At 68.7% G+C, this 12,292-nt stretch carries 8 protein-coding genes and 1 pseudogene; 7 read left to right on the top strand and 2 right to left on the bottom strand.

Features of this window, described 5'->3' with window-relative positions:
• Positions 1-18: 18 nt before the first annotated feature.
• A complete protein-coding gene (locus HUA75_RS09165) occupies positions 19-549 on the bottom strand; it encodes a hypothetical protein (RefSeq protein ID WP_174455589.1) in 531 nt (176 codons plus the stop codon).
• Positions 550-939: 390 nt separating this feature from the next.
• On the opposite strand from HUA75_RS09165, the gene HUA75_RS09160 reads away from it, so the two are divergent.
• The 5 genes and pseudogenes from HUA75_RS09160 (at position 940) to HUA75_RS09145 (ending at position 7,594) form a co-directional block, all read left to right on the top strand.
• Entirely contained in the window at positions 940-3,774 is a 2,835-nt protein-coding gene (locus tag HUA75_RS09160) for a serine/threonine-protein kinase (protein WP_174486142.1), read from the top strand.
• Positions 3,775-3,781: 7 nt separating this feature from the next.
• On the top strand, positions 3,782-4,801 hold the full coding sequence (locus HUA75_RS09155; protein ID WP_174486141.1) for a hypothetical protein: 1,020 nt from the start codon (positions 3,782-3,784) through the stop codon (positions 4,799-4,801).
• Between the two features lie 11 nt (positions 4,802-4,812).
• Positions 4,813-5,949, top strand: a pseudogene (locus HUA75_RS47885) (DUF4215 domain-containing protein); the annotation flags it as partial.
• 87 nt (positions 5,950-6,036) lie between these two features.
• Positions 6,037-6,513, top strand: coding sequence for a hypothetical protein (locus HUA75_RS46550; RefSeq protein ID WP_254614516.1), 477 nt, complete (start codon positions 6,037-6,039; stop codon positions 6,511-6,513).
• 43 nt (positions 6,514-6,556) lie between these two features.
• On the top strand, positions 6,557-7,594 hold the full coding sequence (locus HUA75_RS09145) for an agmatinase family protein (protein ID WP_174486139.1): 1,038 nt from the start codon (positions 6,557-6,559) through the stop codon (positions 7,592-7,594).
• A gap of 3 nt (positions 7,595-7,597) precedes the next feature.
• Here HUA75_RS09145 and HUA75_RS09140 read toward each other — a convergent pair whose 3' ends face one another.
• Positions 7,598-8,233: a response regulator gene (locus HUA75_RS09140; protein WP_174486138.1), complete on the bottom strand. Its 636-nt coding sequence runs from the start codon at positions 8,231-8,233 to the stop codon at positions 7,598-7,600.
• Positions 8,234-8,476: 243 nt separating this feature from the next.
• Between HUA75_RS09140 and HUA75_RS09135 the strand changes: the two genes are divergently transcribed.
• Together HUA75_RS09135 and HUA75_RS09130 are read left to right on the top strand one after the other, a co-directional pair.
• Positions 8,477-9,820, top strand: coding sequence for a trypsin-like peptidase domain-containing protein (locus tag HUA75_RS09135; protein WP_174455593.1), 1,344 nt, complete (start codon positions 8,477-8,479; stop codon positions 9,818-9,820).
• Between the two features lie 78 nt (positions 9,821-9,898).
• The gene (locus HUA75_RS09130) at positions 9,899-12,250 is read left to right on the top strand and encodes a protein kinase (protein WP_174486137.1); all 2,352 of its coding nucleotides are present in this window, start codon (positions 9,899-9,901) and stop codon (positions 12,248-12,250) included.
• Positions 12,251-12,292 lie beyond the last annotated feature (42 nt).

Raw genomic sequence — 12,292 nt, 5'->3', positions numbered from 1 at the left:
TCGGACCCGGGCGCTCCTTCAATCCCAGCCGTACCAATACTTCTTCACGGGGTTGTACGAGTACTTCCAGAAGACGATGGTGTAGCAGGTGATGCCGTAGTCGTCTGGCCCCTTGCGGTAATAGCCGCCATCCGAGAGTCCCTGCCTCACCGCGGGTTCGCTCTCCAGCTCGCACGACGGCGCCTTCGACAGGTGCGCTGGAATCAGCTCCGCCACCGCCTCGGGGTACTGCCCCTTCTCGGCGTGATAGGCGTCCAGCGCCGCGATGAGCGGGGCGAACTCCTCCTCGACTCGATCAAATCGCCAGGACATCCCGCGCACCATGCCCGCGCCCGCGAGCGCGACGCCGCCCAGCAGGTAGGCCAGGGTGACGAAGTTCACCGACCTCCGTGCGGGCAGCACCGCGAGGACCAGCGTCACAAGCAGCAGCAGCCCTCCCCCCAGCGCCAGCAACGGCACGAAGAGGGCCGCGTTGAACGAGAGGTGCCCCAGCGCCGTCATCATCGCCGCGCCCACCAACACCAGGACGGGCACGAGCCAACGTGTCATTCCCTCACCGTAGCAGGCGGGCATGACAAGGTGTCGCGCAGTCGATACCCCACCCCACCTCCCGTCCCGAGGCCTGTTTCCGCCCGGGGCGCACGCGCACGCCCAAGCGCCGCTCACACGACACAGCCCTGCCCTCGCGTTCACATAGGCAAGCAGGCAAGTGTGCTCAAGATTGGCAACGAGAGCTTTCTCCGGAAAGTCCGTCCTCCCCTTCTAGAGCTCTCGTCAACGGCTGGCATCAGTCTCCCCGCGAACAGGGACCCGGGTTGCGGTCTCGTCCCTGTCGGACCCGCCCTCATCGAGATTCGCTGAAGCACGGCCCGCACCCTTCGCGGGGGCGATGGGCCGCTCGCGCTTTCCCGAGGCCCCCCTGCCTCACCGAGTACCCCTATGAAGCCAGACCCCTCTTCATCCGCCCGCAGTGCGCCCCATCCCCATGCCCCACTGCCCGGAAGCCTCGGAGCCTTTGGCCCGGGCACTCGCATCCAGCACTACGAGCTGATTCGACAGCTCGGCAGCGGAGGCATGGGGACCGTCTTCCTGGCGCGCGACACCCGGCTCGGCCGCCGCGTCGCCATCAAGCTGCTGCACACGCAGGACGCGCAGTTCGCCCGCCGCTTCATCCTCGAGGCCCGCACCACCGCCCGGTGCAGCCACGAGAACATCGTCATCATCTACGAAGTCGGTGAAGCCAACGGCAGCCCGTACATGGTGCTGGAGTACCTGCAGGGCCAGCCGCTCGACAAGCTCCTCAAGAGCAGCCCGCGCCTGCCGCCCTCGCGCGCCGTGGAGCTGATGTCGCCCGTCCTCCGCGCCCTCTCCTGCGCGCACACGCACAAGATCGTCCACCGGGACCTCAAGCCGGAGAACATCATCGTGACGGACTCCGGCACCATCAAGGTGCTGGACTTCGGCATCGCGAAGGTGCTCCAGGGCGATGAGCACCGCGGCGAGACGGACCCGCGCGCGCTCCTGGAGGGACTGCGACTGCTGCCTGTTCCGGGGACCCGGAATGAGTCGCTTCACCTGACGCGCCAGGGCGCGCTGCTCGGAACGCTGGCGTACATGTCCCCCGAGCAGTGGGGCAACGGCATCCCCGTCGACCACCGCACCGACATCTGGGCTGTCGGCATCATGCTGTTCCGGATGCTGGCGGGCCGCCATCCGCTGGAGCCCCTGCGGGGTCCCCAGTTGATGGTCACCGCGCTGCTCAACGAGCCCATGCCGACCCTCCGGGCCGTGGTTCCGGATGTCCCCGTGGAGCTCGCTTCCGTCGTCGACCGGTGCCTGCTCAAGCACAAGGCACAGCGCTTCCCGGATGCACTCGCGGTGCTGCGGGCCCTGGAGCCATTCCTCCCCGGTCGGTTCGTCCACGAGGCGGGGCTCGACGAGAGTCCCTATGCGGGCCTCGGCTCGTTCCAGGAGGCGGACTCGGCGCGGTTCTTCGGCCGCGCACGGGAGACCGCCGCGCTCGTCAACCGGCTCCAGGACCAGCCCCTGCTCGCGGTCGTCGGCCCATCGGGTGCGGGCAAGTCGTCCTTCGTTCGCGCGGGACTGGTGCCGGTGCTCAAGCGGACCGGCATCCCCTGGGAGTCGCTCATCATCCGCCCGGGGAGAGATCCGCTCGGGGCGCTGGCCAGCATGGTGGCTCCGCTCGTCACGTCGTCGCCCACGCTGGAGGAAGACCTCCGGAAGCAGCAGCAGATCACCGCGCACCTGCGACTGGAGCCGGGCTACGTGGGCGCCGTCCTGCGAGCCCGCGCCCGCCGCGAGCGCCGGCGCATCGTGTTGTTCATCGACCAGTTCGAGGAGCTCTACACGCTGGTGCCCGATGCGCGGGAGCGTCGCGCCTTCACGGCCTGCCTGTCTGGAATCGCCGACGACGCCACCTCCCCCATCCGCGTCGTCCTCTCGTTGCGCTCCGACTTCCTGGACCGGGTATCGGAGGACGAGCGCTTCATGGCGGAGCTGTCTCCAGGGTTGTTCTTCCTGGCGGCGCCCCAGAAGGACGGCCTGCGTGACGCACTCGTGCAGCCCGCGGAGATGGCGGGCTATCGCTTCGAGTCCCCCGAGATGGTGACCGAGATGCTCCAGCACCTGGAGACGACACCCGGCGCCCTGCCCTTGCTCCAGTTCGCGGCCACCCGGCTGTGGGAGGCGAGAGACCCCTCGCGCCGGATGTTGACGGAGAGCGCCTTTCAGCAGCTCGGCGGAATCGCGGGGGCGCTGGCCACGCATGCGGACAGCGTGCTCGCGGGCATGTCATTGCAGGAGCGGGCCCTGGCCCGGGCAATCTTCCTGCGGCTCGTCACGTCCGAGCGCACGCGCGCGATTGTCTCGTTGGAGGAGCTGCGAGAGCTGACCCGGGACGCGGAGGAGCTTCAGCGGCTCATCGACAGCCTTGTCCAGGCGCGACTGCTCGTCATCCAGACGGGAAACAAGGCCACGGGCGCGTCGGTGGAGCTGGTCCACGAGTCACTCATCTCCGGCTGGCCCACGCTGCGCAGGTGGCTCGAGGAGGGCCAGGAGGACTCGGCGTTCCTGGAGCAACTGCGAAACGCGGCCCGACAATGGCAGGCCAAGGCTCGGGACAGCGGACTGCTCTGGCGCGGCGAGATGGCGGACGAGGCTCGGCGATTCCAGCGGCGATATCGGGGAGAGCTGCCGCTGTTGCAGCGGGCGTTCCTGGACGCGGTGTTGGCGCAGGCGACTCGGATGGCTCGCCTCAAGCGGGGGTTCGTCGTTGGCGCGGCGACGTTGGTGACGCTGTTGTTCGCGGCGGCGGCGGTGGCGCTGGTGTTCATCCGCGAGGCGAAACAGGAGGCGGAGCACCAGGCCGTCATCGCGTTGCGCGCGGAGGCCTCGGCTCGAAACGCGGAGTTCCTGGCGAAGCGTTCGGCGGCGGAGGCCGAGGAGCGACTGGCGGAGGTCCAGGCCAAGGAACTGGACCGCCAGGAAGCGGAGCTTCGCGCGCTCGAGGCCAACGCCCAGGTCGAATCGACCAACGAAGAGCTGTTGAAGAAGAACGCCGAGCTGGTCAAGGCCGTGCAGCGGGCGCGATGGGCTCAGTACCTCGCGAACCAGGCGCTGCGCGGGGCCGAGCAGAGCGCTCAGCAGGCGCGACTCGCGCGCGCGGAGGCGGAACGACTGCTCCAACGCGAGCAGGAACGGACGTTGCGCATCCAATCCACGCTCGGAAGTTCCTTCATCGAAACCCTGAGGTGAGGCACCCATGACAGCCATTCAGAGAGGCGGCTCGCGTGGACGCGGGCTGGCCGTGGTGTTGATGTGTCTATGCGCGAGCGCTTCCATGGCGCAGCGTGTGGACAAGCCGCTGGACGTGGGCGGCGACCGCCCCTGGGCCCTGGGCGTGCCCCGGGATGAGCAGCAGGCCGCCCAGGCGCTCTTCTTCGAGGGAAATGAGCGTCTGCGAGAGTCGGTCTTCGTCGAGGCGAGTCGGAACTACCGCCGGGCCTTGCGGCATTGGAACCACCCGGCGATTCACTACAACCTGGCGCTGGCGTTGATGAACCTCGACCAGCCCATCGAGGTCCACAAGCACCTGAAGGCGGCGATGGGCCATGGACCCGAGCCGCTCGACGCCGGCAGGTACGAGCACGCCCGCTCCTACAACGCGCTGCTCGAGAAGCAGCTTGCGTGGGTGGACGTGCGGTGTGACCAGGAGGGCGCCGTCGTGACGTTGAACGGGCAGGCGCTGTTCACGGCGCCTGGGAGATATCAGGCGCTCATCCGACCCGGTGTGCACAGCATCGTCGCCTTCAAGGATGGGTATCTGCCGACGGAGAAACGTCAGCCATTGCTGCCCGGCGAGAAGGCCGAGCTGGACCTGGAGCTGTACACCGAGGACGAGGTCATCCGTTATCGGCGCCGATGGTCGGCGTGGATTCCGTGGACGGTGCTGGGCGTGGGGGTGGTGGCGGCGGGAGGTGGCGGGCTGATGCACTGGAAGGCGAATGAGGCTTTCCGGGACTTCGATTCACGCATCGACCCCAAGGGGAGCCTCCTGGAGGGAGAGCTGTCGGCGCTCCGCAGAACGGGCTCCAGATTCCACGCGGGTGCCGTGGGTGCCTATTCCCTGGGAGGCGCCGCCGCCGTCACGGGGGCGGTGCTCATCTATCTCAATCGTCAGCGGGCCTTCCGCCTCAATCCCGAGGAATCAGGTCCGTCCATGGTCATTGCCCCCGCTCTCGACTCCGAATCGAAGGGCGTCGTGGGCACGGTTCGCTTCTGAAGAGGTGATTCATGAACCAGGACTCCTTCCTCCGTGGAACCGTTACGGCGTTCATCCTCTCATTCCTGACCGCCGGCCCCCTCGCCTGTGTCCAGCCCGAGAGCACGGTCTGTCCCTCCGGAATCGTGTGCCCCGAAGGCCAGAGATGCGCCGCGTTCCAAAAGGCCTGCATCCTCAACGATTGTGGTGACGGGCTCGTCCAGACCCACCAGGGCGAACAATGCGACGATGGAAACATCAACCAGAACGACGGGTGCAACTCCGCGTGCCAGGTCGAGCGGTGCGGCGATGGAATCCTCAGCGCGGCCGATAGCGAGATGTGCGACGACGGAAACAACACGAACAACGACGGATGCAGCGCCGACTGTCTGTCCGATGAGTCCTGTGGCAACCGCGTCGTCGACGCCGTAACCCAGGAAGCCTGCGACGACGGCAACACCGTCGGTGGCGACGGGTGCTCCCAGGACTGCAAGTCCCAGGAGAAATGCGGCGACGGCTTTCTCAATGTCGAGTGGGGTGAAAACTGCGACGACGGAAACAACGAGAGCGGCGACAGATGCAGCGCGGACTGCCGGTCCCTGGAGGTCTGTGGCAACGGCGTCGTGGACGCGGCCACGGACGAGAAGTGCGACGACAGGAACACCCTCTCGGGTGACGGCTGTAGTGCCGACTGCAAGTCCACGGAGACGTGCGGGAACGGCGTCGTCGATTCCGTCGTGGGGGAAGTGTGTGACGACGGCAACAAGCTCAGGGGTGATGGGTGCAGTCCAGACTGTCACTCCAACGAAACGTGTGGAAATGGAGTGCGCGACACGGAACAGGGCGAGCAGTGTGACGACGGAAACACCGTGAGCAACGATGGGTGCCGCGATGACTGTCATTCCACGGAGCGGTGCGGCAACAGCCTCGTCGACACAGCCTCGGGTGAAGTGTGTGACGATGGCAACACACGTGACGGCGACGGATGCCGCGCGGACTGTCGGTCCAATGAGCGCTGTGGCAACGGCCTTGTCGACCCCGGAGAAGAGTGCGACGACGGGAATGAGGACAGCAGCGACAACTGCGTCGACACCTGCAGGGTCGCGAAGTGTGGCGATGGACATGTCAATGTCACGAGCCTGGTTCCCGAGAGTTGTGATGATGGGAACTCAAATGCATGCGGCGCGTGCAACCACGACTGCACCCAGGAACAGACTCCTGGCCGGGCCCAGGGCCGCATCCAGGTCAACGGGACAGTGAATGACGGCGAACTCGTCATCCTCAGCGACGGCAATCGTCGGTGCATCTTCGAGTTCGACACCAACGGCGTGACGCCTGGCACCCACACTCCCGTCGCCATCGCGGCCGGTGCCGAATCGATTGCAATCGCCCAGTCACTCCAGACCGCCATCTTCATGGCGACGAGAGATGCACTCGAACCGGGTTGTACGGCGCCCGAGACGAGACCCTCCGAGCTGCGGCTTCGTGTCACCAGGGAGGAAAGAACCCTGGAGCTGCGCCACGTCTCCGCGGGCGCCGTGGGCAATCAGCCCATCATCGAATCCGTCGCGAACTCGGACTTCACGGTGACGTCCCTGAGCGGGGGGGCCGGCCATGACTGCCCCGTCGACATGGGCTGCACCAAGGACCACGACTGCGCGCCAGGCGACGGAACCCTCCACTGCCTGAAAGAGGTGGGCCAGACCGTGGGGAAGTGTGGCCCGCGCCCCTAACGGACAGTTGCACCCCGTTCCCGGCCCCTTATCCTCCGCCGCCATGGCCACCCACTTCGACCCCAGCGCCGCGGCGCAGCCGGGCTCCGGCGTCTTCGGACTCCCCCACTCTCCCGACGAGGCGCACGTCGTCCTCATCCCCGTCCCCTTCGAGGCCACCACCAGCTACGGCGGCGGTACCTCCGAGGGCCCCGCCGCCGTCCTGGACGCCAGCCGACAGGTCGACCTCTTCGACGTGGAGACGGGCCGCCCCTACGAGCGCGGCATCGCCATGCTCCCCGAGTCCGAGGAGCTCCGCGACTGGAACACCCGCGCCAAGGAGCGCGCCCAGGTCGTCATCGAGGCTGGCGGCATCCACTCGGGCGAGGCCGAGCTGCTCGCGGCCGCTCGCGGCGTCAACGCCCTCTGCGACCAGATGAACGAGCTGGTCTACCGCACCACGAAGCACTGGCTCGACCAGGGCAAGAGCGTGGCCGCCGTCGGTGGAGACCACTCCATCTCCTTCGGCATCATCCGCGCCCACGCGGAGAAGTACCCCGGGCTGGGTGTCCTCCATCTGGACGCCCACGCCGACCTGCGCGTCGCCTACGAGGGCTTCACCTGGTCCCACGCGTCCATCATGTACAACGTCTCCGAGCGTATCCCCGGCGTGAAGACGCTCGTCCAGGTCGGCCTGCGCGACATGAGCCAGGAAGAGCACCGCTACATCGAGGACTCGAAGGGGCGCGTCCACGGCTTCTTCGACGCCACCCTCCAGAACAAGCGCTTCGACGGCATCCCCTGGAACCGCCAGGTCGATGAAATGGTCGCCCTGCTCCCACAGCAGGTCTACCTCTCGTTCGACATCGACGGCCTGGACCCCGTGCTCTGCCCGCACACCGGCACACCTGTCCCCGGCGGCCTGTCCTTCCCGGAGGCCATCGCCCTCATCTCCGGCGTCGTCCGCTCCGGCCGCACCATCGTCGGCTTCGACCTGACGGAAGTCGCCCCGGACCCCGAAGGCAGCGAGTGGGACGGCAACGTCGGCGCCCGCCTGCTCTACAAGATGATTGGCTGGATGCTGAAGTCCCAGAAGGCCTGAGCCTCAGCTCACGCTCCCCTTCGGCACCCGAGCCCCGAACAACAGGCCCCGCCCCAACGGGGACTCCACGGACAGCGCGCCCCCGTGCAGGCGCGCCAGCTCCGACGCCACCGTATCCATCGACTCGAGCTGCGCGCGCAGGACCTCCAGCGCGGCCCGGTCCACCGAGGGCCCCGACTCCAGGCGACGAAGCTGTCGCCGCGCCTCCTCCAGCGGCCCCTGCAGCGCCCTCGCCGCCCACTGGCTCAGCGTCGCCCCAGGTGGGACTTCGACTCCCACCGCGGGCTTCGGCGCGTTCACCAGCGACTGGTGGATGAGGGCCTCGAAGTCCGTGATTTCGAACGGCTTGTGCAGGAACGCGTGCGCCTCCGGCGCCCCCTGCGGCAACACGGCGCTCAGCAGGATGACGGGCACGTCCTTCAGGTCCGCGTCTCGCTTCAGCCGGCGGCACAGCTCCACCCCGCTCAGCCGAGGCATCATGTGGTCCGTCACCACCAGGTGTGGGCGACACGCCCGGGCCAGGCCCAGCGCCTCCTCGCCGTCTCGAGCCCTCACCACCTCATGCCCGAGGTCCTCCACCACCTGGCTGAGAACTTCCAGCACGGCGGGTTCATCATCCGCGACCAGGACGAGACTCATTCTTCCGCTCCTCGGCACCAGCGCGGCCCCCAAGCCACGCCGCCAGGACTTCGCCTGCCCCTGGGATGAACCGGAATCCTCGGGGAACGGCCGCCTCCCGGTGATGCAATCGTTCACGGACGTGCGGACTGATCTATGAAAGGCAACGCACCGCCTCCAGCGAATCGTGGGAATGACGCCGGCTTCCCGACAGTCTGCGTGTCATTCGCCGGACAATCCGCTGCGGGCGCACGGAGGGCTGACATGAAGGCTGGAGTCATGAGGTGGGGACCCCTGGTGGTGACGCTGCTGGCATCCAGCGGCGCGAGCGCGGACATGGCACGGCGTCGCGATGCCGTGGTGGAGGTCGTCCAGAAGGTCTCCCCGGCCGTCGTCTACATCGGCACCGAACAGGAGGTGGAGTCGCGCTTCCGCCGCCGGTCTCCGCTGGAGGAGTTCTTCGGGGGCATGGGCGGCGAGCAGGGCCGCCAGAAAATCGAGGGCCTGGGCAGCGGCGTCATCATCGACCCGACGGGCATCATCGTCACCAATGACCACGTCATCCGGGGCGCCTCCGCCATCCACGTCGTGCTCGCGGACGGTCGCTCGTACGACGCGGAGGTCATCGGCAGCGACGCGGGCAACGACCTGGCCGTGCTCAAGGTGACGGCGAAGGAGGCGCTGCCCATCGCCCGGCTGGGCACCAGCGCGGACCTGATGATTGGCGAGACGGTGGTCGCCATCGGCAGCCCGTTCGGCCTGAGCAAAACCGTCACGGCGGGCGTGGTCTCCGCCGTGGGCCGCACCTTCCGCGCGGACAACCGCGTGTACAACGACTTCGTCCAGACGGACGCGGCCATCAACCCCGGCAACTCGGGCGGCCCGCTGCTCAACGTGGACGGCGAAATCATCGGCATCAACACCGCCATCTTCGGCGGCGGCGCGCAGGGCATCGGCTTCGCCATCCCCGCCGACAAGGTGCGCCGCATCGTCGATGAGCTCACCCGCTTCGGCAAGGTGCGCCCGTCCTGGGTGGGCCTGGATGCCGTGGACCTGACGCCGAGGGCGGCCCGACAGCTCGGGTGGGACCGCTCCTACGGCGCGCTGGTGACGTCCGTGGAGGCCGGCAGCCCGGCGGACCAGGCCGGCGTGAAGCGAGGGGACATCGTCGCGGAGCTGGGCGGCTCCCGCATCCAGGACGCCGAGGACTTCGACACCCGCGTGCGCGGCTACCCCGCGCGCTCCGCCTTCCCCCTGGTCCTCTTCCGCGAAGGGGCCTCACGCACCGTCCAGCTCACCCCCTCCGAGTTCCCCCCGCGCATGGTGGAGTCCCTGGCCTGGGACCGACTAGGACTCAAAGTGAAAGAGTCCCGGGGCGTGCTGGCGCTGACGGGGGTGAGGGCGGGGAGCGCGGCGGCGGAGGTGGGGCTGGAGCCCGGGGACATCATCCTCCGGGTGAACAACCAGCCGGTGGCCTCGGCGGACGCGTTCAAGGAGGCCCTGGTGACGGCGAGGCGCGGACGGAGCGTGTTGTTGCTCGTGCGGAGGGGCCGCTACGGGTACCACATCACGCTGCCCTTCGAGCAGGACCGGGGCCAGAGCCTGTAGGGCTGGCCTCCGGGCAAGCGTGGCAGCGGCTTCCTCGGATTTCGATGGGCGCGCAACTCGCACTAGCATGCGTGCCCCATGAGCACCGTGCGCTACCTGTCACTTGGTCCCCTGCTCGCCGGGGCGGGCTCCCGAGCCTTCCTGGGGCTTGCCCTCGAGGATGGCTTGCCTCCTCGCCCCGTGGTTCTCATCTGGGCTCCGCAGGAGGTGGTGCAGAGCCCGGAGCTGACGGCGAAGCTGACGCGAGAGACGGGCCGGGCGCTCGTCTTCGAGCACCCGAACATCCTGCGCGTCCACAGCCTCGCGGCCCAGGACGGCGGTCTGGCGCGCGTCACTGAGTTCGCCGATGGAGAACCCTTGCGCCGCGTGCTGGAGGCGAGCCCTCGGCTGCCTCCGCCGCTGGCCGCGCTGGTGGCCGCGGATGCCGCCACGGGCCTGCACTACGCGCACATGGCCGGCAACGACGACGGCTCGCCGCTGGTGCACGGCGACGTGCGGCCCGAGACGCTGATGCTCTCGTTCAGCGGCCTGACGAAGGTAACGGGCTACGGCGCGCTCAGCGTGGCCCCGCGCGAGCGCGATGGAAAGCGCGTGAAGAACCGCCGCGCGTACAGCGCTCCCGAGCAGCTGTTGGGGGGCCGCGAGGCCGTGAATGTCCAGTCGGACGTGTTCCTGCTTGGACTCGTGCTGCACGAGTGCCTGTCCGGGAAGATGCCCTTCAAGGACAACGCGGACCCGGACAAGGCGACGCTCACGCGCACGCTGCCGACGATGTCCGTGGACGTGCCGCTGAAGCTGGATGCGGTGGTGCGCAAGGCAACGGCGAAGCGCGCGTATGACCGGTACCCGTCCGCGCACGCCTTCCGTGAAGCGATTGTGGAGGCGGTCGGCACGCTGCCCGCGCACACGTCGCTGGCGGACTACCTCGCCAAACTGTTCCCGCCGGAGAACGAGGCCCGCGCCGCGCGGCGCCGGGTCATCGAGGCGGGCATCGCGGACGTGCTCCAGAAGGTCGGCGTCGCCCCTCCCGCCGTGGCGGAGTTCCTCGTCACGGGCACCCTGCCCCCTTCGGCCATTCCGAAGGTGTGGCCGGCGATGCAGGGCCAGCTCTCCATCCTCGCGGCCATGTCCGGCGGCACCAGCGGCGTGCAACTCGCCGAGGTGAGCACGACGACGAGCCCTGCTCCATCGACGGAGAGCACGGGCTCCTCCGCGACCGTCGCGGCGGGAGCAGCGCCCGCCACCGAGGCGACGAGCATCACCGCTTCCAATCCCACGCTGCCCGCCGTCGCGACCCTCCACGCGACGGGGAGCGCCTCCGCCACCGCGTCGACGAGTACCCCGGACGGGACCAGCAGCGCGGGTGTCTCAACCGCGAGCGCTGGAACTCCCGCCGACACCGGGTCGGCTACCGCGAGCGCTGGAGCTCCCACTGCCACCGGGTCGTTTACCGCGAGCGCTGGAGCTCCCACCGCCACCGGGTCGGCTACCGCGAGCGCTGGAACTCCCGCCGCCACCGGGTCGGCCACCGCGAGCGCTGGAGCTCCCACCGCCACCGGGTCGGCTACCGCGAGCGCTGGAACTCCGGCTGCCACTGAGTCGGCGACCTTGAGTTCGGGAGCGCCCGCCGCCACCGCGAGCTCCGGGCCCTCCGCGGCCACCGCCGCCTCAACCATGGGTGCCGCGCCGCTCGCGGGCACCTCACCGGGCGTCGCGACTGGAGCGGGTGCATCCGGGGTCTCCGCGCCGCAAACGGGCGCGGTGCCTGCCTCGGGCCCCGTGCCGCCCACGGCCGGTACTCCTCGAAAGTCCTCTCGGGCCTGGCTCGCCGCCGTGGGCGTGGGCACGGTGCTCGCGCTGGGTGGAGCGGCCGTCATCGTCCAGCGACTGCCCCCTCGAATCGAAGCGGAGCTGGAGGATGCGGGTCCTCCGTCCGTGGCGATGATCGGCCTGGATACCGACGCGGGGACGAGCGCTGACAGTGGCGTGGATGCGGGCGCAGAGGTGATTGCGACGGGCTTCCTGGACCTCACCGTCGACCCTCGTGTGGACGTGTCCTATTCCGGCGGGTTCCTCGGTCGCACGCCGCTCAGCGTGGCCCTGCCCGCGGGCCGTCACGTGCTCACGCTCACCAATGCCGTGCTCGGCATCCAGGTGGCACGCACGTTCACCATCACCGCGGGCGGACGGAACGCGCAGCAGATCTTCCTCAACAAGGGCTTCATCAACGTGCGCGCGCCCAAGGACGCCATCGTCACGCTCAACGGTCGGCTCGTCGGCGCCGCCCCCGTGGAGGAGCAGGACGTCTACGAAGGCACGCACCAGCTCCTCGTCATCGCCAACGGCGCGCGGTGGCAGAAGACCTTCAAGCTGGAGCCCGGGCAGCGCGTCTCGTTCGACGTGGACTTCGAATCGCCCTCCGAGGAGTAGACCCCCTCGATGCTCGCTGGCAGGCGCTCCCGGAAATGAGCC

This window comes from Myxococcus sp. CA040A, from assembly GCF_013336725.1.
Classification (GTDB): domain Bacteria; phylum Myxococcota; class Myxococcia; order Myxococcales; family Myxococcaceae; genus Myxococcus; species Myxococcus llanfairpwllgwyngyllgogerychwyrndrobwllllantysiliogogogochensis.
This window is presented reverse-complemented; position numbering and strand designations above follow the sequence as displayed.

What these genes read in the sequence shown, in the direction of transcription:
- HUA75_RS09165 (WP_174455589.1), bottom strand. Translation starts at nt 549, where the DNA reads ATGACACGTTGGCTCGTGCCCGTCCTGGTGTTGGTGGGCGCGGCGATG.
- HUA75_RS09160 (WP_174486142.1), top strand. Translation starts at nt 940, where the DNA reads ATGAAGCCAGACCCCTCTTCATCCGCCCGCAGTGCGCCCCATCCCCAT.
- HUA75_RS09155 (WP_174486141.1), top strand. Translation starts at nt 3,782, where the DNA reads ATGACAGCCATTCAGAGAGGCGGCTCGCGTGGACGCGGGCTGGCCGTG.
- HUA75_RS09145 (WP_174486139.1), top strand. Translation starts at nt 6,557, where the DNA reads ATGGCCACCCACTTCGACCCCAGCGCCGCGGCGCAGCCGGGCTCCGGC.
- HUA75_RS09140 (WP_174486138.1), bottom strand. Translation starts at nt 8,233, where the DNA reads ATGAGTCTCGTCCTGGTCGCGGATGATGAACCCGCCGTGCTGGAAGTT.
- HUA75_RS09135 (WP_174455593.1), top strand. Translation starts at nt 8,477, where the DNA reads ATGAAGGCTGGAGTCATGAGGTGGGGACCCCTGGTGGTGACGCTGCTG.
- HUA75_RS09130 (WP_174486137.1), top strand. Translation starts at nt 9,899, where the DNA reads ATGAGCACCGTGCGCTACCTGTCACTTGGTCCCCTGCTCGCCGGGGCG.